This window comes from Plantactinospora sp. WMMC1484 (genome assembly GCF_049315195.1).
In the GTDB taxonomy this organism is placed as follows: domain Bacteria; phylum Actinomycetota; class Actinomycetes; order Mycobacteriales; family Micromonosporaceae; genus Plantactinospora.
This window is the reverse complement of record NZ_CP186055.1, coordinates 1,928,668-1,949,855: the sequence shown is the minus strand read 5'-3', so window position 1 is coordinate 1,949,855 and position 21,188 is coordinate 1,928,668. Positions and strand designations below refer to the sequence as shown.

At 72.3% G+C, this 21,188-nt stretch carries 15 protein-coding genes and 1 riboswitch; of the genes, 2 read left to right on the top strand and 13 right to left on the bottom strand.

What is annotated here, in order from left to right:
- Nucleotides 1-270: 270 nt before the first annotated feature.
- The gene (locus ACN28C_RS08540; RefSeq protein ID WP_422772987.1) at nucleotides 271-2,493 is read left to right on the top strand and encodes a BTAD domain-containing putative transcriptional regulator; all 2,223 of its coding nucleotides are present in this window, start codon (nucleotides 271-273) and stop codon (nucleotides 2,491-2,493) included.
- Here the strand turns inward: ACN28C_RS08540 and ACN28C_RS08535 are convergent.
- The 8 genes from ACN28C_RS08535 to ACN28C_RS08500 all read right to left on the bottom strand — a co-directional run bounded on the left by ACN28C_RS08535 (nucleotide 2,415) and on the right by ACN28C_RS08500 (nucleotide 12,663).
- Nucleotides 2,415-3,452: a glycosyltransferase gene (locus ACN28C_RS08535; RefSeq protein ID WP_422772986.1), complete on the bottom strand. Its 1,038-nt coding sequence runs from the start codon at nucleotides 3,450-3,452 to the stop codon at nucleotides 2,415-2,417. The genes ACN28C_RS08540 and ACN28C_RS08535 overlap by 79 nt on opposite strands.
- Nucleotides 3,449-4,711 carry an FAD-binding oxidoreductase gene (locus tag ACN28C_RS08530; protein ID WP_422772985.1) on the bottom strand — a complete coding sequence of 421 codons (1,263 nt, stop codon included), beginning with the start codon at nucleotides 4,709-4,711 and terminating at the stop codon, nucleotides 3,449-3,451. The genes ACN28C_RS08535 and ACN28C_RS08530 overlap by 4 nt, the downstream gene beginning before the upstream one ends.
- A complete protein-coding gene (locus tag ACN28C_RS08525) occupies nucleotides 4,708-5,526 on the bottom strand; it encodes a hypothetical protein (RefSeq protein WP_422772984.1) in 819 nt (272 codons plus the stop codon). Before ACN28C_RS08525 ends, ACN28C_RS08530 begins: the two co-directional genes overlap by 4 nt.
- A 13-nt stretch (nucleotides 5,527-5,539) precedes the next feature.
- On the bottom strand, nucleotides 5,540-7,627 hold the full coding sequence (locus tag ACN28C_RS08520; protein ID WP_422772983.1) for an ATP-binding cassette domain-containing protein: 2,088 nt from the start codon (nucleotides 7,625-7,627) through the stop codon (nucleotides 5,540-5,542).
- Nucleotides 7,624-8,691, bottom strand: a complete 1,068-nt coding sequence (locus tag ACN28C_RS08515; protein ID WP_422772982.1) for a hypothetical protein — start codon at nucleotides 8,689-8,691, stop codon at nucleotides 7,624-7,626. Before ACN28C_RS08515 ends, ACN28C_RS08520 begins: the two co-directional genes overlap by 4 nt.
- Nucleotides 8,684-11,416: a thiopeptide-type bacteriocin biosynthesis protein gene (locus ACN28C_RS08510; protein ID WP_422772981.1), complete on the bottom strand. Its 2,733-nt coding sequence runs from the start codon at nucleotides 11,414-11,416 to the stop codon at nucleotides 8,684-8,686. Before ACN28C_RS08510 ends, ACN28C_RS08515 begins: the two co-directional genes overlap by 8 nt.
- A complete protein-coding gene (locus ACN28C_RS08505) occupies nucleotides 11,413-12,372 on the bottom strand; it encodes a hypothetical protein (RefSeq protein ID WP_422772980.1) in 960 nt (319 codons plus the stop codon). The genes ACN28C_RS08510 and ACN28C_RS08505 overlap by 4 nt, the downstream gene beginning before the upstream one ends.
- A 72-nt stretch (nucleotides 12,373-12,444) precedes the next feature.
- Nucleotides 12,445-12,663, bottom strand: a complete 219-nt coding sequence (locus tag ACN28C_RS08500; RefSeq protein WP_422772979.1) for a hypothetical protein — start codon at nucleotides 12,661-12,663, stop codon at nucleotides 12,445-12,447.
- A gap of 342 nt (nucleotides 12,664-13,005) precedes the next feature.
- Nucleotides 13,006-13,140: riboswitch (cyclic di-AMP (ydaO/yuaA leader) on the top strand.
- A gap of 3 nt (nucleotides 13,141-13,143) precedes the next feature.
- Between ACN28C_RS08500 and ACN28C_RS08495 the strand changes: the two genes are divergently transcribed.
- Nucleotides 13,144-14,172, top strand: a complete 1,029-nt coding sequence (locus ACN28C_RS08495; RefSeq protein WP_422772978.1) for a coiled-coil domain-containing protein — start codon at nucleotides 13,144-13,146, stop codon at nucleotides 14,170-14,172.
- A 76-nt stretch (nucleotides 14,173-14,248) separates the two neighbouring features.
- Here the strand turns inward: ACN28C_RS08495 and ACN28C_RS08490 are convergent, their stop codons facing one another.
- The 5 genes from ACN28C_RS08490 to ACN28C_RS08470 all read right to left on the bottom strand — a co-directional run bounded on the left by ACN28C_RS08490 (nucleotide 14,249) and on the right by ACN28C_RS08470 (nucleotide 21,176).
- The gene (locus tag ACN28C_RS08490) at nucleotides 14,249-16,624 is read right to left on the bottom strand and encodes a glycoside hydrolase family 65 protein (RefSeq protein WP_422772977.1); all 2,376 of its coding nucleotides are present in this window, start codon (nucleotides 16,622-16,624) and stop codon (nucleotides 14,249-14,251) included.
- Nucleotides 16,625-16,712: 88 nt separating this feature from the next.
- The gene (locus ACN28C_RS08485; protein WP_422772976.1) at nucleotides 16,713-17,480 is read right to left on the bottom strand and encodes an HAD family hydrolase; all 768 of its coding nucleotides are present in this window, start codon (nucleotides 17,478-17,480) and stop codon (nucleotides 16,713-16,715) included.
- 90 nt (nucleotides 17,481-17,570) lie between these two features.
- Complete coding sequence (locus tag ACN28C_RS08480) at nucleotides 17,571-19,118, bottom strand: multicopper oxidase family protein (RefSeq protein ID WP_422772975.1); 1,548 nt, start codon at nucleotides 19,116-19,118, stop codon at nucleotides 17,571-17,573.
- A 225-nt stretch (nucleotides 19,119-19,343) separates the two neighbouring features.
- A complete protein-coding gene (locus tag ACN28C_RS08475) occupies nucleotides 19,344-19,808 on the bottom strand; it encodes a DUF4442 domain-containing protein (protein WP_422772974.1) in 465 nt (154 codons plus the stop codon).
- A gap of 60 nt (nucleotides 19,809-19,868) precedes the next feature.
- Nucleotides 19,869-21,176: an ABC transporter ATP-binding protein gene (locus ACN28C_RS08470; RefSeq protein ID WP_422774588.1), complete on the bottom strand. Its 1,308-nt coding sequence runs from the start codon at nucleotides 21,174-21,176 to the stop codon at nucleotides 19,869-19,871.
- Nucleotides 21,177-21,188: the final 12 nt, after the last annotated feature.

Here is a 21,188-nt window from a genome sequence, read left to right as displayed (position 1 = left end):
GAACAGCGTCGGGGTCGTCGAGACTCCCGAGCCTGAACTTCTGACACGTCTCGGAGCAGGGTGACATCGAGTCGGCGGGATACTTGAGGTTTATCGATGACGGCACATACCGTTAGCGCACATCGCGGACTGCGCGGCGCGCTGTTTGCGATCGTGGCACTTCTGGCGTTCTCAGTGGACGAAGTGGCATTGACCTACGTCAACCCGCTTGCCGGGCGCCACCCGCACCTACCTTCTTCGTAGACCCGACGAATCCCTCCGGGTAACGGCATGACTATACGGTTCACAGTGCTTGGTCCGGTCGGCGCGACCGCGGACGGTGAGCCGGTCGGTGTGGCCCGGCCCCGCCGGCGGGCGGTGCTCGCCCACCTCCTGCTGAACGCCAACCGTGTGGTGTCGGTCGACCAGTTGACCACGGCGATCTGGGAGAGTACGCCGCCGGCCACCGCGCGGGCGCAGGTGCAGTCCGAGATCTCGGCGCTACGCTGGACGTTCCAACGAACCGGCGACGCGACCCTCCCGCTGCTCACCAGGGCCGGCGGCTACGTGTTGAACCTCTCCTCGGACGAACTCGACCTGGCGACCTACACCGAGCTTGCCGAGTTGGCGCGAGCCGAGCGCGATCACGGCCGGCTTCCGGGCGCCCGAAAACTCATGCGCGACGCGCTGGCGCTCTGGGGCGGCCCGGCGCTGGCAGGGGCCGTCGCCGCGTTCGTCGCCCCGGCCCGTGCACGGCTGGAGGAGACCCGGCTGACCGACCTGGAATGGCTGATCGACATTGAGCTCCAGCTCGGTCTGCACCGCGACCTCATCTCGGCGTTGACGCAGTACGTCGCCGAGCATCCGTTTCGGGAACGACTACGCGGCCAGCTCATGCTGGCGCTCTATCGGAGCGACCGGCAACCGGAGGCGCTCGGGGTGGCCCGGCACGGCCGCCAGTTGCTGGTGGACGAGCACGGGCTCGACCCAGGTCCGTTCCTGCGCGAGTTGGAGCACGCCATGCTCCGGCAGGATCCGAGCCTCGACGTCGTCGGTGCACCCGATCCCGACCACCTCACCGTCGGCGAGCCGCCGGCCCCACGCGTCGCCGACCAGCCACGGCCGGCCCAGTTGCCGCCCGCGCCGCCGCTCTTTGCGGGGCGCCAGGCCGAGCTGGCGAGCCTGATCCGGCGCCTTGGCAGCGACCCGGACCGCCCCGTGGACGCCGGGCCCCGGGTCGCGCTGCTGCACGGCATGCCCGGGGTCGGCAAGTCCGCCCTGGCGCTCCAGGTCGCCCACGCCGTCGCCGTCGCCCATCCCGACGGCCAGCTCTACGTCGACCTCGCCGGCAGCGGTCAGCCGCGAAATCCGGACCAGGTGCTCGACGGAATCCTCCGTGCGCTGGGCGTCGCCGCCGCCGCAGTCCCGGTCGAGCCGGCCGAACGGGCCGCGCTCCTGCGCAGCCTCTTCGCGGACCGGCGCTGCCTGCTGCTGCTGGACGACGCCGGCGCGGCCGACCAGGTGCTCCCGCTGCTGCCGGCCGGGGCTGGCTGCACGGTGCTGGTCACCAGCCGCTGGCAGCTCGACCTCCCCGGGGCACACCGGCACCTGGTGGCACCGGTGTCGCACGTGCAGGGCTTCGACATCCTCGCCGGTCATCTCGGGCCCGATCGACTCGCGGCGGAACCGGCCGCCGTCCGGGCGCTCGCCATCCTCTGCGACGGCCTGCCGCTGGCCCTGTGGTTCGCCGCCCGCCGGATGTACCGCGGCCGGTGGGCCGCCGACCTGGTGGCGCTGCTGCGCGACCCGCAGCACCGGCTCGACGAACTGGGCAGCGACGACGGCTCGATGCGCGACGCCCTCGCACCATCGTTCCGCAGGCTCAGCGCGGCGGCGAGGCTGGCACTGCGCCGGGTCGCCGTCCTCCCGACCGCCACCATCCCGGACTGGACGCCCACGGTCTGCGCCGGCCTGGCCCCCCGGGAGGCGATGCAGGCCCTGGACGAGCTGGTCGGCTCCCACCTGCTGACGCCGGTGCCGCGCCAGAGCTTCGGCCCGCACCGCTACGTGCTCCCCGACCTGGTCCGGACCTACGCGCTCACCACCGCCGCGGACCAACCGCCGCACGGCGTCGTCCCCGCCGACCAGGCGCTGGCGCGTGCGGTCGACGGCTGGAGTTTCCTGGCGCGGGAGGCCGCGCACCGGCTGACGGCGTCGCACGCGCGGCGGATGGCTGCCCGGCAGCCGTCACCGCGCGGCAGGTCCCGGCCACTGTTCTCACCGGCGGAGCTGGACAGGCTGCTCGCCGCGCCGCGTGACTGGCTCCACGAGGAGCAGGCGAACCTGGCGGCGGTGGTGGCGGCGGCGAACGAGCGGGGCTGGACCAGGCCGGCGGCGGTGATCGTCGGTGCCGTGGTCCGGGCCGCCGGACGCACTCACCCCGGCGACGAGCCGAGCACCGCCCGGTACGCCCGGACAGTGTCCGAGGTGGCCCGGGAGAGCAGCTCCGGTTGAGGCCGGCGAGTGCCGCGCAGTGCGGTGACCACGGCCGCCAGCCAGGTCCTGACCTCGGCCGTGGTCATCCGGACCTGGTAGCCGTCGCCGCACTCCGGCGGTTCGAGGCAGACCCCTCCGGTACGGACCGCCTCCGGTAGCCCGCCGACCCGGGTGGCCACCACCGGCACGCCGTGGATCACGGCTTCGCGGGCGACCATCCCGAAACTCTCCTGCCACAGGCTCGGCACGAGCAGCAGGTCCGTCTCGGCGTAGAGCGCGCAGATGTCGGCACGGTATTCGATGATCTCCACCCCGGGCAGGTTCGCCGGGTCGATGCCGAGCCGGGCGAGGTGGGCCGCGGTCCACCGCCCCTCGACGAAGCAGAACCGGAACGGCAGCTTCGCCGCACCGGCGGCCGCCACGAGGTGCAGCACGACCCCGAGGCCCTTGGCTGGCTCCGGGTTGATGAACGTCAGCCGGTACGGCCCGGTGCGCTCCGGGTCGCGGGGCGGCGCGGCGGAGCAGTCGCAGCCACGCAGGCACGGCTCGATGGCCCGGGCCGGGCGGCCGGACTGCGACACGAACAGCCGCCGGGCGAACTCGGACGGGACCACCACCTCGTCGACCAGCCGCAGTGTCTCCGGCACGGGCACCAGGTCTGCGGCCGGATGCTCCAGCACGGTCGGCACGTGGGCCGCCGCCAGCCGCCGCGCCAGCCCGGTCTCCTCGCCCTGATGCCCCCAGAGCAGGGCGGCGTCGGGCCGGTCCCGGGCCAGCAGGGTGTCCAGCCGCCCGGCGAGCGACCGCAGCCCGGCCTCGTGGCCGGTGTCGGCCCCACCCGGATCCATCGGACCGTCGAGCACGGTCACCCGCTCGCCGGCGGCCCGCAGCGCCCCGGTGAGCTGGCGCAGGTGGACAGCCTCCCCGGAGCGGCCGGCATGGATCCGGTGGACGCTGGTGACCAGGACATGGCTCACCGATCGCCCCGTACCGCGCCGGACCGGTAGGCCGGGAGGGCGAACTCGCCACGGAGCCGGGTGACGGCTGCCACCCGGCGCCGCAGCAGCGCGACGCTGTCCGGGTCGTCCTTGCGGTAGACGAGAGGCGCGAGCCAGACCAACGCCCGGGAGTCGAGCGGGCGCAGGCTCCACGGGACGTCCACCAGCACCGGGTCCGCCCGCACGGCGCGGGCGAAGGCGGCGACAACCGACGGGGCGAACGGCAGCGCCGCGGTGTGCCATTCCAGCCCCTGCGACAGTTGGCCGACCGCCTCCGGATGGTCCCGGTTGCCACCGAGGATGCCCAGGTCGTCGTAGTTGCCGCCGAGTCGGGCGGCCAGCCGCTGCCCGTGCTGGCGGGCCAGCCGCTGCACGTCGGCGGCCTTGGCCCGCAGCATCGCGGGCGAACCAGCGGTGACGTACAGGTCGAGGACGAGCCCGTCGTGGCCGCCGGTGACGCCCTGGGCACGGCGGCGGGCCGGCGAGGTGAGGACGGTGGAGGCCACCAGCTCGTCCAGGAGCATGTCCCGCCAACAACGCAGCAGCTCCTCGGTCAGCTCGGCACCGGCGAGCAGCACCGGGGTGACCGTGTGCGCGGCCGCCACCGGCAGCACGTGCGTCAGCTCCACCACCACCGGTCCGTACCCGGCCGTCTGGAACAGTGTCCCCTGTAGATGCGGGCCAGGTGGGTAGGGCAGCGCCCGCCGAACCCGCTCGTCGGAGGCGTCCGGCCAGCCCAGACGCGTGAGTTCGCCGTCGCGGCTCAACAGGAGAAAGTCCCGGCAGTGGCGTTCCCGCTCGCCCAGGCCGGCCAGCAGGCCACGCTCCAGGGCGTTGCCCAGCACCGAGGTGTGCGGGCCGGAGCCCGGCTCGGGCAGATGGAAACGGGCCCCGGCCCGCCGCAACGCCTCGTCGAGCTGGGCGAAGGTCACCCCGGGCTGCACCGTGGCGAGGCCGAGCTCGACGTCGAGGTCCAGCCGGTCCAACCGGGCCAGCCGGACGATCAGCCCGGGGGCGGCGACCCGGGTGTCGTCGTATCCCCAGTTGCGGCCGCGGGCGTCCACCCGCCAGGCGACGCCGCCGTCGTGCAGCATCCTGACCAGCGCGACGAGCTGGGCCGTCGACTCCGGCTCCAGCACCCAGTCCGGAACGTGCCCACCGGGTACGGTCGATCCGGCGGCGCGGGCCAGCCCGGCACCCGTGTTCGCCAGCCGATCGAGCAACTCGGTCGAGATCATGTCTGCTCCAGCAGTGCGCGTACCCGGTCCGGGGCAACCCCGTACTCGTCCCGGAGCGTGTGGGTGACTGACACGTATGCGGCGAGCAGGTGCTCCGCCGGCGCTCCTCGTTTGAGGTTCCACAGGTGGCCGTAGCGCGGCGGATCGGTGAGCCAGCGCAGCGTCCGCGGGCACCACAGCGCGTCGAACAGGTTCACCACCCGCTGCCCCGCGACCGTCGTCAGATGGGTGGCGAGCACCTGCTCGGCAACTGTCATGTGCAGGTGCACGTCGCGGCCGGGGGTGGTCGGATTGCCGGCCAGGAAGCTTAGCCCGGCGTGGCTGATCCGACGCGCCAGGTGCGGGCTGGCCGCCCGGAACAGTGAGGTGTTGCCGACCGTCGACGGCGAGTCGGGCAGCTCCACCCCGGCGGGGTTGCGCAGCTCCCGCAGCCGGGAGTAGAAGTCGGCGTCACCGTGCTCCAGGTGCGCGAAGATCGATCCGGTGGCCGGCAGACGTAGCCGGGTGTACAGGTAGGCATCGGTGTCCACCAGGACCGCGTCCGGATACCGGTCCAGCGCGAGCAGTTTCGGCAACGCGAAGCAGGCCACCCGGTCGTAGCGCCGGTCGAGGCCCCGGTCGTCCAGCGTCTCGGTCTGGTCATAGCGGTCGAGCCAGCCGAGCCGGTCGAGCCACTCCATTGTGGGCGGGTCGGCGTAGAGCGTGATCGGGCCGGCGTACCGCTGCCACGAGAGAACGCTCAGCAGCCAGGTCACCCGGGACAGCTGCTGGTAGGCCCGGGGCAGCGTGCCGGGCAGCTGCCAGTAGGCGTGCACACCACGTACTCCCTCAGCCACCGACAACCGCCGCGCTCACCGTCGGCTCCAGCCGGGACACGCCGGTATCGTCACGGACGATCCGCACGTGCCGGCTGTCGAGGTGCTCACCGACCGGGCGATGACTGATCACGAGAAGCGTCTCCACCCGCCGCTTCGCCTCGACGAGCAGCCGCAGCTCCAGGTCCCGGTCCAGCGAGTTGGTCGCCTCGTCGAGGATCAGCAGCGACGGTCGGCGCAGCAGCGCCCGGGCCAACGCGAACCGCTGCACCTCTCCCGCGCTGAAGGTCGAGGCGTTGATCCGCATCCTGGTACGCAGCCCGAGCCGCAACGGACGCATCACCTCGGTCAGCTCCATCTCGGCGAGCAGGTCGTGGATCTCCTGGTCCGTCACGTCGGCCGCCCCACTGGAGAGGCTGTCCCGGATCGTCGTGTGCAGGAAGTCGGACCGGGGCGGGACGTAACACACCAGTGGGCGGAGCCGATCCGGGTCCCAGTCCGCCAGCGGCACCCCGTAGACGGTCGCCTGCCCGGCCGGCACCGGGTCCAGGCCGCTGACGATCTGGGCCATCGTGGACTTGCCGACTCCGCTCACACCGCTGACGGTCACCGTCTCGCCCCGCTCCACCCGCAGGTCCAGCCGCAGGTCGAAGCGCTCCCTCGGGCGATGCACCCGAACCCCCTCCAGCACCACCGCCGGCGCCCCGGGCACCGGCTCGGTGCGGGCGCCCCGTTCCATGACCGGCAACGTGAACAGGCTCGTCACGTAACGCAGTTGCCGCTCCAGCGAGGCGGCGTTGGTGAGGCTCTGCGCGATCGCGGTGATCGAGAACAGCACCGTACCCCCCAGGGTGAGGAACCCGAAGAGCTCTCCGGTGCTGACCAGGCCCGCCGACAGCAGCACCGAGCCGACCACGAGGATCACGTACAGGCCGGCGAACCGCAGGGCGTTGCTCGGCCCGTACACCCAGGCCAGCCGATATTCGAGCCCACGGACCGACCGTTGCAGCCGGTCCAGCCGCCGGGAGTGCTCGGCCTCAAGGTGTGAGACCGCCCCGAGCCCCCGATAGGTGGTCAACCCCTCACAGATGCTGATCAGGAGATCCTGGAACTCGCCGTCGAGGCGCAGTTGCTCCTCGAAACGGCGGTTGATCGGGATCCGCCCGAGGACGGTGAGGACGATGTGGAGCGCGGCGACACCGGCCACCACGCCGGTCAGCGGCAGCGACATCGTCGCCATGAACGCCAGCAGGATCACCACGGCGACCGCGTCGGTGAAGAGCGACAGCGCCAGGCCGGTGCCGGCCTCCCGGACGGCGCGGGCGCTCTGCACCCGGTGCAGCACATCACCCGAGGTCATCTCGGTCCGCGCCGACGTACGGGTCAACCGGTCGACCAGCTCGCGGAGCATGGCCCGGTCGAACGACAGTCCGAGCGAGGTCAGCTGCCGATGTCGGACCCAGAACAGCGCGCTGACCACGACGCTGAACGCCACCAACGCGGTGACCAGGGTGGCCGTGGCAACCGTGCCGCCGACGGCGACCTCGTTCAGGTACGGCAGCAGGATCATGTTGAGCAGGGTCAGGCCGGTGTAGAGCAGCAGGCTCATCGCGAGGATCGGCACGACCTGCCGGAACCTGACCTGCCCGGAGCGCACCATCGGCCACAACCAGGCGGCCCGACCCGCCGCCCGGGGACGTCGAGGCGCCCCGGCCTCCTGCTCCCGCACGGGCGGTGAGAGCACCCAGCCGCTGGCCTGCTCCTGGTAGGCCGGCTCGGTCAGCCACCCGTATCCGGCCGAGGGATCGTAGATCCGTACCCGCCGCCCTCGCCATCGCTCCACCGTGATGAAGTGGTCGGCGCGTAGGTGGATGATCGTGCCCGGGGTGAGTTCGGCGAACGGGAAGTCCCGCCGGCCGCGGTACCGCACGCCCACCACCGCGGCGCAGGTGTCCCGCAGGTCCTGTAGCGACAGGGCGCCACGGGTCGCCAGCGCATCCCGCAACGCCGGCTCGGAGAACTGATGTCCCTGGATGCGCAGGCTGGCGACCAGTGCCCACACACCGCAGTCGTTGTCTTCGATCTGTAACGTCGCCGTCATCGGCTGCTCCCCATTGTCCCTGCGGCGGACCCGTCACCCAGGCTCACGCAGACTCCCCACCACGGCCGCGACGTGGTCTCGGTCTCCGCCAGCGCCAACGCCACGCCGAGCGTCCCCTCGATCAGCGACAGCTTGAGCGGCGTGTCGAAGACGGCGGTGACCGTCCGGTCATCGGTCTCGTCCAGGTGACCGGCGAGCCGGGCTGCCAACCGCGCCCGGCGGTCCGGGCCGACCAGTTCCCGCCACCCGGGGGCAAGCTTGGTGACCAGGCTCAGTCCGGCCAGGCCGTGGCAGACCGTGACGTCGGAGCCGGGGTCGGCCAGCAGCTCGTCCAGCCGCTGGACGGCGGGACCGGTGATCGAGGCATTGATGAAGCCCGCCAGCACCCCCGGGTCGACCTCCGGCCCCAGCGCGGTGAGCATCCCGGGCTGGCCATAACACATGGTGACGCCGCCGACGCCCAACCAGCCGCGGTCGAGGACGTCGGGGGGCAACTGCTCCAGATGCCGGACCAGCGCGTCGACCGCCGCGGTCATCGGTCGGTCCTGGCCGTAGCGGCGGCCCAGCATCCGAAGCAGCAGGATGCCGCCGCTGCGGCCGTGGTAGAGACCGTGCGACTCCTGCGCCGAGATGGCGAGTGCCACCTGGGTCAGGGACTGCACCAGGCTGGCACGGGCCGCCTCGTCGGCGAGGTCCCACAGCGCCATCCCGACCCCACCCGCGCCGTTGATCAGATCGACGTCACCGTCATCGAGGTGGTACCGGTAGAAGGCATCGCCCAGCTCCACCGCCTCCGCCCGGGTCCCGGCCAACCACGTGGCGTGTCCGGGGCCGGGCGGAAGGCACTCACCCACCAGCCGGTGGCGCAGCCAGCCGACCCGGAAGTCGGGCACCTGCCCGCCCCGCACGGCCAACTCGGTGAGCGACGCCGCCAGGGCCCGCTGACCCAGCCGGGATGCGAGCAGGGCGAGGGCGGCCATCGCCTCCGGACTCGCGTGCCCCCGCTGCCGCAGCTCGACGACAAGTCGGCGCAGCAGTCGCCGGGCGGCATCGGCCTCAGCCATCGACTGGTCTGCTTCGGATCGCCCGCGCCTGCCGACCCTTCAACAACCGTGCCGCCGCCAGCACGATTTCCGGCTCGCGGCGCACCGCCCGCCCGAGCGGCAACCCACGGTTGACGCTCATGTGGATGAGGCTGCTCAGCGCCGTGGCGTAGGCATCGCTGTCCAGACCGGTCAGATAGCCCAGGGCCGGCTCCTGTTCGGCGAGCGCGGCGTCGAGGGCCTGCTCCAGGCCCGGCCGGGCAGCCCGGAAGGTCGCCATCCACTCCCGCTGGGCCCGCGAGCTGGGTAGCCGGGGGTCCAGCCCGCGCAGGTCGCAGAGCAGGGTCAGGGCCCGCTCCTCGCCCGCGAGCTGCTGACACCAGGCGGCGATCCGGGTGACCGCCAAGGCGTACCGGCCGGCCTGGTCCGGGCCGGCCGCGAGCCGCTGCGCCCACCAGGCGGAGTCGGCGCAGAACAGCCGTACGGCGTCGGCCCGGCTCGCTGCGCCGCCGTACCGGTGGTCCTCCGGTGTCCAGGTCCGGAGGTCGACGTCGCAGGGTTGCTGCGGCACCATCGCGGCGAGGTGGGCGCGCAGGTCGGCCAGGAGCGTCTCGGCGTCGGCGCCGTCGTGTACGCGTAACCGCAGATGCGGCCGCTCGTCGTGGTAGCGGATGTAGAACAGCTGCGCCCGGCGCATCAGCGTCATCGCCTCGGGGCGCGCCAGCCAGAGCTCCACCACCCGTTCCGGGGCGTAGACGAACCAGCTGGTCCAGGTCGGGTCCGCGGCCGGCTGCCGGTCCACCAGCCGGGTCCGCGACATCGGCCGCACCGGTTGCGGATCAGGCCGCGACCACGGCACCCACACGTCATGGATGTGCCCGCCCAGCTCCGACTCGACAAGCGTCGCCACCGGCAGGGCCTCGTGCAGCGTCAGCCGGCCCTCGCGACGCAGCCGCCGGGCGAACCACCACCGCTGGGTGGCGTCGGTGAGATCCAACCGCATGGTGGCGTCCGGTCCCTCGCTCACCTCCAGCTGCGGTCCGAGCCCCACCTCCGCCAGCACGTCGCACAACTGTGCCGGATCCTCGGCCAGCCCCACGAGATCGGCGCGGTGCTGCGCGTCCAGGACCACGCTGCGCCGGGCCACCAGGCAGCGGCCGGCGGTGATGCGAGGGGTCATCCCACCCGGCGGCGCCCACAGGCTCGGATCGGCGGCCAGCGCCGGGCCGTGAGCCTCGTCCAGCAGTAGCCCCAGCAGTTGCACCGACCACGGGTTGAACCTGTTGCTCAACGTCAACGGGCTGTCCCAGCGCAGTTGCACGTAGCGTCCGTCGGAGCGGTGAACCAACTGGAGCCGCCCCGCCAACATGGTCACGGCCAGATCCGCCAGTCGCAGGTCACCGGTACGGTACGGCAGGTTCAGGCTGAGCCGGGGCAGCCCGCTCTCCGGCCGGCGGACCAGCGGCGCACGCCGGTCCGGCGGGACCCACCCGATCTCCACCGGAAGCCAGCCGGGGACCGCCGCGCCGAGGTCGGGCTCCGGAATTCCCAGCTGCTCACTGAGCCGGGCGCCGGGCCCAGCCGAGAAGCCCGGCAGAACCAGTTTGAGCCAGGCGTCCGCGCCGGCCACCGGCTCGGCCAACAGCGCGCCGTTGGCCATTCCGTACTGCGGTTGGGTGACCACTGTGGCGTCCTCGGCCGGTGACGGGCGCCGAGCCCGCCACTGGTCCAGCGTGAGCGTTTCCTGCCACCACCGCACCGCGCCGCTGTCGCGACGGACCCGCGGCACGAAGAGTCGTCGTGCCGGGTCCAGGCGGTGGGCGTTCTCGACCTCGGCCTCCGGCCGCCGCCAACTGCCCAGCGGGTGGTCCACCGGAGCGGTCAGCAGCCACACCAGTGGCACCGCCCCGCCGCTGTAGCCGCCGGCAAGATGGGCACGCACCTCGTCGAGTCGCCCCGGTCGCCAGGGTGCCTCCATGAGCTGAGCGGCCCCGTCGAGCAGCGCCGTCGCGCCCGCGCGGGGCAGTCCGGCCCGGACCTCGCTGAACGCGTCCACGAACTGGTCGTCCCGGAACGGCCGCTCCGCGGTCAGCGCCGCCTTGACCGCTTCGGTCGCGGCGGGCGGCGCGGCCGGATCGACCAGTACCGGCGGGACATGTTCCGGCAGCAGCAGATCCCGGCGTACGCCGAGGTCGAACTGGGCCTCGTCGCCGAGCACGGCCGCCCACTCCCCGGCCGACCGGGGCGCGGCGGCGAGCTGTGCGGCGAGACGCTCCGCGAGCTGACGCGCGCCCGGTGCGTCCGACATCGAGGTGACCCCGCCCTTCTCCGGGTGCAGGTACGACCACCGACCGTGCTCGGCGGCGAGGGAGGGGTTGACGAACCATCCGCCGGTCTGCCGCGGCAGGTCGAGGCGGCGCAGCCGCACGTCGGTCCCGAGTTCGAGCCGGGTGGCCGGTGCGCCGTCACCCTCGTCGTCGATCTCGGCAAGCAGGCTGAAGCTGAACACGCCGAACGGGGTGGGCCGGTATGTGGCCCGGCTGCCGTAGACCGCCAGTCGCGTCGCCGGGTCCTGCCAGTCCCGGTCCTCCTCCGCCGCGCGCTGGAACACGGTCGCGTAGTCGACGGCCAACTCCAGTAGCTGTTGCGCCAGGCCATCGGGCGCGGCGGCATCCGGCGCCGCCGGCAGCACCGGAATTCGAAGCAGGCACCAACCCGGCGTCGACAGCGGCGGCGGCGCGGTCATCGGGACTTCCCTTCCGGGGCCGGCCTTGCGTTGACCAACCTGGACGGTCGCATCGCCGCGTGCGGCCGCATGGTCGCGATGTCGATGCGCGCCTGCTCCAGCTGCCGCCGCAGCTCCGGATCCGTCGAGTCGCAGCCCTCGGCCAGCGCGAGCGCGGCATCCAGACCGATGTGGTAGCTGGCGCTCAACATCAGCAGGAACTCCTGCCGCAACGCCGGCGAGAACAGCCCGAGTCGCCCTGCCCGGGCCATCGCGTCGAAGCTGTGCAGCATCCCGGTCAGGCCACGCCGGGCCAGGGTGTTCCGGGCGACCGCGTCGGCGTAGGTGGCCTGCCACGCACCGGGCACCGGCCCGGGGCCGAGCAGCGCCAGCAGCCGTTCGGCGAGGCCGATCGCCACCCCGGGCATGTTCGCCAGAAACAGGTCCGGATCGGCATAGATGCCGACCGGTCGACCGGCCGGAACGTCGGTCATGTCGACCACGTCCGTCGGCGACACGTGGACGCCGCTGGCCCGCAGGGTGTGGCTGGCGGTCGCGAGCAACCCCGGCCCCTCCCACGGGTGCACCACCTCGAGCCGGCCCCGGTCGACGAGGACGGTGGTGCGCCGGCCCGCCACGGGCTCGCACCCCATCGCCATCACGGCAGCCCGGTGAGATCCCGAGCCGAACCGCCAGCACCCGTCGAGCATCAGCCCGCCATCCGTGCCGGTCCGCAACCGCCCGACCGGGGCGACCACGCCGTACAGCTCGTTGTCGCCCACGTACCACCTCGACAGCAGGTCCGTCGTCGCGTAGGTGGACAGGTAGTGCGCGGTGCCGTTGGCGATCATGCAGAGCCACGCGTGGCTGGCGTCCCTGTGCGCGGCGCTCCGAACGAGGTCCAGGCCCGCAGCCAGGCTCTGGACCTCATCCGGACCGTTCCGCAGCCACAGCAACGGAGAGCTGAGCTGTTTCACCGGTCGTAAACCAACCTCACGGAACGTCGTGAACCAGACCTACGGAACGTTGTAGAACCGAACCTGCGGAACTCAGTAGCTGCCACCGGGAGGGGGCGGGCCACAGTCGATCGAGCCGCAGACGGCCCGGGTGACGATCGTGATCGTGCGGGTGACGCATGCGACGGTGGTGCCGCCCGCGGTCTTGTCCCAGGTGTCGACGTCAACCCCGGCCAGGTCGAGGTCGTCGAGGTCGACGAAATACTCGGCCTGGTCAGCCACGGTGACAGCCGCGGCGTTGTTGTCGGCCATACCAGTCCCTTCTCGGATCCGTTAGGGCTTCCTGCCACGCGGAGGTTCCGCGCCACGCCCTGATTGGTGGCCAGTATGTGCAAGGCGCTTATGCGTCGACTATGCGTCCGCTGTCCGGCTCGGCGCCGCGCGCTCATCCACAGCACGGGGGCTGGTCAGGACGACCCCGGCCCGTCCCGCCGACGGGACGTGTGCCGGTGCTCCACTCCGGTGGACGAGGCGTGCCGGTCGGCGCCGCAAGGGCACAATTTCCACACCGGAGCACCCCAAATCCACGGAAGCGGCCCGGTTGATCAGGTAGTCTGACCCCGGTTTCGCCCGGTGGCGCACCCCTCCGCGCCGGCGTCACCGCCGCCGAGTCACCCGAACGGGTGAGCCGGGGACCCAGGTAGTTGGGGTGAGTCCGCAACCGCGGTAGGGGCCTTGTTCCGTCCCCGAACCCGTCAGCTAACCCGGTAGGCGGGCGACGGAGGGACATGCATGACGGGATCCACACGCCAGCGGATACCGCTGGCCCTGGCCCTGATCGCCGCGTTCGGCGCGCTCGCCGGAGCGTCGCTCCAGCCCGGCGCGGCAGAGGCGGACAGCCCTGCCGTGCTCGGCGACGAGGGCGACACGCCGCTCTTACGCGACGTACTCGAATCAACCGGTCGCGGCTACCTGCAGGCCAAGAGCGCGCTGGCCAGCACCCAGGCCCGGCAGGCGAGGATCGCCGCCGAGCTGCGTCGGGTCGAGGCGCGGATCACGGAGTTGCGGCCCCGGGTCGAGCAGGTGGCCCGGGCGGCGTACCGGACCGGCCGGATCGGGCCGGTGATGGTGCTGCTGCACAGCGGCTCGGCGGACGAGTTCCTGGAGCGGGCCCGCGGGCTGGAGGCGGTGGCCCTGCGGGACAACGAGGTGCTCCGCTCACTGCGCCAGGCCCGGGAGCGGGCCGCGCGGGCGAAGCTGGCGCTGGATGCCGAGGTCGCCGAGGAGCGCCGGCAGCTCGCCATCATGCTGCGGCAGAAGCGGGCGGCCGAGCGGGCGCTGGCCCAGGTCGGCGGGGCCTCCACCGGAGGCTTCGTCTCGGCGACCTCACCGGTGGCCCGTCCCGCGCCACGCGGCGCCGACGGCGGCTGGCCGGCACAGTCGTGCGGCAGGCCCGACCCGACCACCTCGGGCTGCGTCACGGCACGCACCCTGCACGCGTACTCGGAGGCACGGCGCGCCGGGTTCACCCGCTACACCTCCTGCTACCGCCCCGGCGGCCCGTACGAGCACCCGAAGGGGCGGGCCTGCGACTTCTCGGCCGAGGCGGGTGGCTTCCGGGGTGACGCTACCGGCGGGAACCGGACCTACGGCAACAACCTCGCGGCGTTCTTCGTCCGCAACGCCGACCGGCTCGGTGTGCTCTACGTGATCTGGTACCGGCAGATCTGGCTTCCGACGACGGGCTGGAAGTCGTACAGCGGGGCGCACGGAGACCCGTCCAGCGACCACACCAACCACGTGCACCTGTCGCTGGTCTAGTCAGCTGTCGCTGCTCCGGTCAGCTGTCGCTGCTCCGGTCAGCTGTCGCTGCTCCGGTCAGCTTCCGCTGCTCCGGTCAGCCCGGCTCGCCCTCCGGGGCACGCCGGACCGGGGCCCGACCCGCCGGCTGGGCCGGCTGCGGTCGCGAGGCACGGACCGGAGGGATCGGCCGGGTGACCGCCTCCAGGCAGGTCACCTGGACCTTTTCGCCGTGGTGCAGCAACTCCAGGGTGTCGTCCGGCTCGCCGTCGCGCAGCGAGTACGTCGCCTCGCCGGCCCGGACGTCCACCCGCAGGTGCACGCCCCGGTAGCGGAGCGAGAACTCCAGCCGGTTGATCCGGCTCGGCAGCCGGGGTGCGAAGGAGAGCGTCGGGGTGTGGTCCCGCATGCCGCCGAAGCCGGCCACCAGGGCGATCCAGGCGCCGGCCAGCGAGGCGACGTGCACGCCGTCCCGGGTGTTCTGGTTGAGGTCGTGCAGGTCCATCAGGGCCGCCTCGCCCAGATAGTCGTGCGCGAGCTCGAGGTGCCCGACCTCGGCCGCCAGCACCGCCTGGGTGCAGGCCGACAGCGACGAGTCGCGTACCGTCCGCCGCTCGTAGTAGGCGAAGTTCGCCGCCTTCTCCTCGTCGGTGAAGGCGTCGCCCCGCCAGTGCATCGCCAGCACCAGGTCGGCCTGCTTGAGCACCTGCTTGCGGTAGAGGTCGAAGTAGGGATAGTTGAGCAGCAGCGGATACTGCTCCGGCGGGGTGTTCGCGAAGTCCCACTCCTGATAGCGGGTGAAGCCCTCCACCTGCGGGTGCACGCCCAGCTCCGCGTCGTACGGGATGTGCATGTCGTGCGCGGCGTCCCGCCAGGCGGCCATCTCCTCCTCGTCGACGCCGAGCTTCCACGCCTCGGCGCTGTGCCGGGCGGCGGCGTCGGCGGCGGCGAGCAGGTTCCGCTGGGCCATCAGGTTGGTGTAGACGTTGTCGTTCTTGACCGCGGTGTACTCGTCCGGCCCGGTCACCCCGTCCAGGTGGAACCGGCCGTGCCGGTCGTGGTGCCCGAGCGAGCGCCACAGCCGGGCGGTCTCGACCAGCAGTTCCAGCCCGATCTCGCGCTCGAACTGCTCGTCCTCGGTCGCCTGCACGTACCGGCGCACCGCGTCGGCGATGTCGGCGGCGATGTGGAATCCGGCGGTGCCGGCCGGCCAGTACGCCGAGGTCTCCTGACCCCGGATGGTGCGCCACGGGAAGGCGGCGCCGCGCAGTCCCAGCGTCCGGGCCCGCTCCTGGGCGAGGTGCAGGGTGGAGTGTCGCCAGCGCAGCGCCGAGGCGACCGCCGAGGGCAGCGTGTAGGTCAGCACCGGCAGCACGAACGTCTCGGTGTCCCAGAACGCGTGCCCGTCGTATCCCGGACCGGTCAACCCCTTTGCCGCGATCGGCCGCAGTTCGGCGCGGGCGCCGGCCTGGAGCACGTGGAAGAGGCCGAACCGGACCGCCTGCTGCACCTCGGGGTCGCCCTCGACCTGCACGTCGGAGTCGTCCCAGAAGGTGTCGAGATAGCCGTGCTGCTCCGCGCAGAGCCCGTCCCAGCCGGAGAATTTGGCGCCGGCCAGTGCCGCCGCCACCTGGTCGCGCAGGGCCGGGCGGGAGCGGCGGCTCGACCAGCCGTACGCGACGTACTTGACGATCCGGAGCTGCTCGCCCGGCTTGATCACGGAGGTGACGGTGGTCCGGGCCCAGTCCTCGTACGCCTCGGTGCCGACCAGCTTGCGCTCCGGGCCGTGCACCTCGTGGCTCATCGAGACGGCCACCCGCAGCCCACTTGCCTTGGTGCGGTGGATCAGCAGCGCACCGTCGCCGTGCAGCAGGTGCTCCTCGGCCTGCAGCGGCGACTCCAGCACCGCCGCCACCCGGGGGTCCCGGCTCTGCGTCGGAAGCTGCTCGTTGGCGACCAGCTCCGACTGGATGATCAGCCGCATCGGACCGTCCACCGGCTCGACCCGGTATTCGATCGCCGCCACCGAGCGCTGGGTGAAGGAGACCATCCGGGTGCTGCAGATCCGCACCGTACGCCCGGCCGGCGAGCGCCACTCGACCGAGCGTTGCAGGGTGCCGGCGCGCAGGTCGAGCACCCGCTCGTGGCTGAGCAGTTCGCCGTAGCGGACGTCGAAGGGCTCGTCGTCGACGAGCAGCCGGATCGGCTTGCCGTTCGTGACGTTGACGATGGTCTGGCCGGATTCGGGGAAGCCGTAGCCGGCCTCGGCGTACGGCAGCGGCCGCAGCTCGTAGAAGGAGTTCAGGTAGGTCCCCGGCAGGCCGTGCGGCTCGCCCTCGTCCAGGTTGCCGCGCAGCCCGATGTGCCCGTTGGAGAGCGCGAACACCGATTCGGACTGGGCGAGTACGTCGAGGTCGAGCCGGGTCTCCCGGACGTGCCACGGCTCGACGGGGTATGCCCGTTCCCGGATCATCGCCCCCTCCTCGCGGTCGGGCAGTTCTCCGCGGTCGGGCAGTTCCTCACAGTCGGGCAGTTCCTCGCGGTCGGGCGGCTCGGTCTGGTCACCGGAGCACCTCCGGACCGGTGTCGACTCCGGTGAGCAGTTCGGCGAGGTCGCTGACCACGACGTCGGCGCCGTGTTCGCGCAGCGCGTCCGCCTGCCCCACCCGGTCGACGCCGATCACGTAGCCGAAGTCGCCGGCCCGGCCGGCGGCGACGCCGGCAAGCGCGTCCTCGAAGACCGCGGCCTGGTCGGGACGGACTCCGAGCAGCTCCGCCCCGGCCAGGAAGGTGTCCGGGTGAGGCTTGCCGCGCAGCCCGCGCTCCCGGGCCACCACTCCGTCGATCCGGCCCTCGACCAGGGGTTCGAGGCCCGCCGCCGCGACGACGTCGCCGGCGTTGGCGCTGGCCGAGACGACGACCCGGCGCAGTCCGGCCGTCCGGGCGGCGTGCAGATAGTCCACCGATCCCTGGTAGGGCAGCACACCGTCGGTGTGGATCCGGTGCAGCAGCAGGACGTTCTTGCGGTTGCCGACCCCGTGCACGGTGTCGGCGCTCGGCGGGTCGTCCGGGTCACCCTCCGGCAGGACGATCTGCCGGGAGGCGAGGAAGGTCCGCACGCCGTCGGCCCGGGGACGGCCGTCGACGTACCGGTTGTAGTCGTCGCCCGGATCGAACGGCCGGAACGGCTCGCCGATCGCCTCGGCTCTTCGCCGGAGAAACTCGTCGAAGGTCTCCGTCCAGGCGGCATTGTGCACCCGGGCGGTCTGGGTCAACACACCGTCGAGATCGAAGAGACACGCGGTCACGTGCGCGGGTAGGCCCAACACGCCTAACAACCTAACCGGGTTACCACGTCCCGGCACGGTTTCGCCTTCGGCCACGCCGGATGCGTAGCGAGGAGCCTCGGCGGTGTTGACTCACGGATGCTCGGCGTGGCCCTGGGTGTGCCCGTGCCCGGTGGGTGGCCGGCCGGGCCGCTGACCAGGCTCGACCACCACGAACTGCCCCATCATGCCCCGGTCCTCGTGGTCGAGGAGGTGGCAGTGGAACATGTACGGCATGTTCGGGTCGGCGTGGTCGGTGAACCGGGCGATGATCCGCATCGGCCGGCCGGCCGTCAGCAGTACGGTGTCCTTCCAGCCCGCGAGTTCGGGCGGTGGCGGCGCACCGTCGACCGAGAGCACCTGGAACTGTACGTCGTGCACGTGGAAGCTGTGCGGCGTACCGTCCTGTTTGACGAGTTCCCAGATCTCGGTGGTGTCGCGGGTGACCGCGAAGTCGATCCGTTCCGGGTCCATGGCGCGGCCGTTGATCTGCCGCCCGCTCAACCGGAACCTCCGCTGCGTGACCGCCGACGCCGGGTCGAGCGGGTCGATCGGCACGAGCCGGGTCGGCACCTCGGGTGCCGGGGCGAGGGTGCCGGCAGCACGCAGTTCCAGCACGTCGAAGGTGTCGTCACCGCCGGTGAAGCGGCTGTTGAAGAAGTCGACGCCGGTCTCGGGCGGGAAGCTGCGCAGCACCGCACGCTCCCCCGGCCGCATCGACACGACGACCTCCGCCCGTTCGCCGGGCGAGAGCCGGATCCGGCCGGTCCGGTGTGGCGCGGCCAGCAGCCCTCCGTCGGTGCCGATCAGCGCGAAGCCGCGCCCGTCGGCGAAGCCGAAGTCGTAGGTCCGGGCGTTGGAGCCGTTGAGCAGCCGCAGCCGGACCCGCTCGGTCGAGACGTCGAGGTATGGGCCGACGGTGCCGTTGACCAGCAGGGTGTCACCGAGGATGCCGACGCCGCCGAGTGCTCCCCGGCCGTGGTCGAGCCTTCCGCCGGAGTCGAACTTCCGGTCCTGGACGATCAGCGGGAAGTCGTCGACCCCGTACCGCCGGGGCAGCGCGAGCCGGTCGGACGCCCCGTCGTCCAGCAGGAACATCCCGGCCAGGCCCCGGTAGACGTGATCGGCGGTCCGACCGTGCGGATGCGGGTGGTACCAGAGCGTGGCGGCCGGCTGGTCGATGGTCCACCGCGGTGACCACGTGGCGCCGGGCCGGACCATCTGGTGCGGACCGCCATCCATCGCGGCCGGCAGGTGCATGCCGTGCCAGTGCACGCTTGTCGGTTCCCCGAGCCCGTTGACGACGTTGACCAGCACCTTTTCGCCACGCCTGGCCCGCAGCGTCGGACCGAGGTAGTCGCCGTCGAACCCCCAGGTCGCGGTCGGGCCGCCCGCGCCGAAGTCCCGCCGGCCGGGCTGGGCTCGCAGGTCGAAGACCCTTCGCCCCTGCCCGTCGATCCGGGACGGCGCCAGCGGCGGTACGGCGAGCCGGTTGACGAAGTCGACCTTTCCGGTGGTGTCGATGACCCCGCCGGTCCAGACCCAGGTCACCACGGCCGTGCCGATCCCGCAGAGCAGCAGCATCGCCGATAAGACCCCGAGCAGCACCGTCCGGATCCGCCGCGTTCCCCCGTCGGTCATCCCGACACCTCCCTATGCGTGACCTAGCTACATGTAGCCTCGCTTCGCATAGGTGCACTCGTCCACACCGGCAGCCGGAAGTCAGGGGTGATTCAGGGAGACCCGGACCCGGCCTCCGGGCGGCGGGCGGCGGGCGGCGGGTGCCGTCGCACCGGCGCTCGGCCGGCTCGGCGCGGTGCCGCCGGCCAGCAGCACGCCCGCCGGCGCGCCGGGGTGGCGAGCTGACTAGCGTGGCTTCAGGGTCCAGTGCACCGTCATCTCGGTGGTCACCGTGCCGTCCTCGGTGGTGATCTCGATCGGCACCGGAAACTCCGGCCGTTCACCGGCCTCGAGCTCGGCCGTCACCTCGGCGGCCGGGCGGCCCAGCCGCGCGGTGGCCCGCACCGTCCCCATCGCCAGCCGCCGGTAGCGGATCTCCGCCCTGACGGCCAGCGGCACCGCACGGTCGAGGAGCTGCCCGAACGCGGCGAGCACCACCGCGCCGGAGGCGGTCTCGCCGAGCGTGAAGAGCGCGCCGGCGTGAGGACCGCCGACGTGGTTGTGCGTCGGCGGCGAGTCGGGCAGCCGGACGACGGCGCGCATCCCGTCGGGCTCCTCCGGCGCCACCTCCACCAACTCGAAGCCGAGGGTCCGGGCGAAGGGTACGGCCTGGAGCAGGCCAGCTTCGATCTGGTGTACGTCGGGAGACATGAACGTACGCTACTTGCTGGTAACTTCCGTCGGCAAGGGCTCGGCCAGCCTCAGGAGTGGTCAGCGCCACCCCACGTCGATGCGGTCACCGCGCTCGTCGAAGAAGTGCACCGCGTCCATGCGTACCGAGACCGCCATCGGGTGGCCGGAGGTGACCGCCGGGTACGGCGCCAGCCGTACCGCGAGTTCGGCGGGGCGGCGGTGGTGCCGGCCCGGGTCCAGGACGCTGCCCCGGGAGTCCCGGGCCTCCGGGCCCGGCTGCTCCGGCCCACCGACCCGTCCGGTCAGCCGCTGCATGACCTGGCTGAGCCGGCGGATGCCGCGTCCCCCGCCGGTGGGACGCTCCTCGGTCACCGGGCCGCCCAGGTCGTCGACGACGATCGCGGTGGCCCCGATGTCGAGGAACGCCAGCGACTCGTGCCCGTGGTGCTCCAGGTAGCGGATCCGCCCCTGCAACACGTCGCCAGGCGCGTCCGGAGCCACCGGGGTCAGCGCCTCGGCCCGCATCCCGACCACGATCCGCTCGCCGTGGTAGTGCGCCACCGCTCGCGCCCGGATGTCGTCCCAGGGCAGATAGAGCGCCTGCTCACCGAGGTTGAGCGCGACGTACCGGTCGAGGTGCACGTAGACGGTCGCCTCCAGCAGGTTCATCCGGGGGCTGCCCAGGAAGGCGGCGACGTAGAGGGTGGCCGGCCGGCCGTACACCTGGGTCGGCGTCCCGACGTCCTGGAGGACACCCTTGCGCATGATCGCCACCCGGTCGGCCATGGTCAACGCCTCGGCCTGGTCGTGGGTGACGTAGACGGTGCTCACCCCGAGCTCCCGGACCAGTCCGGAGATCTCCGCCCGCAGCTCCGCGCGCAGCCCGCTGTCCAGGTTGGAGAGGGGCTCGTCCATCAGGAACAGCCCGGGCCGGCGCACGATGGCCCGGCCCATCGCCACCCGCTGCCGCTGCCCGCCGGAGAGCTGACTGGGCTTGCGGCCCAACACGTCGGCGATGCCGAGCGCACTCGCCACGTCGGCGACCCGCTCACCGCGCGGCCCTTCCTCGATCCCGGAGAGCCGCAGCGGGAAGGCAATATTCGCTCCCACCGACATATGCGGATACAGCGCGAAATCCTGGAAGACCATGGCAATTCCGCGGTCTCGCGGAGGCAGGTCGTTCGCGAGTTCACCATCGAGCATGACGGCGCCGGTGGTCGGATCCTCCAGCCCGGCGACCATCCGGAGCACGGTGGACTTTCCGCAGCCCGAAGGCCCGAGCAACACCATGAACTCGCCGTCGTTGACGTCGAGACTGATGTTGTCGACCGCCACTGTCCCATCCGGGAACACCTTCGTGACGTCTTTGAGCGCGACGGTGGTCACCGTCACCTCCCC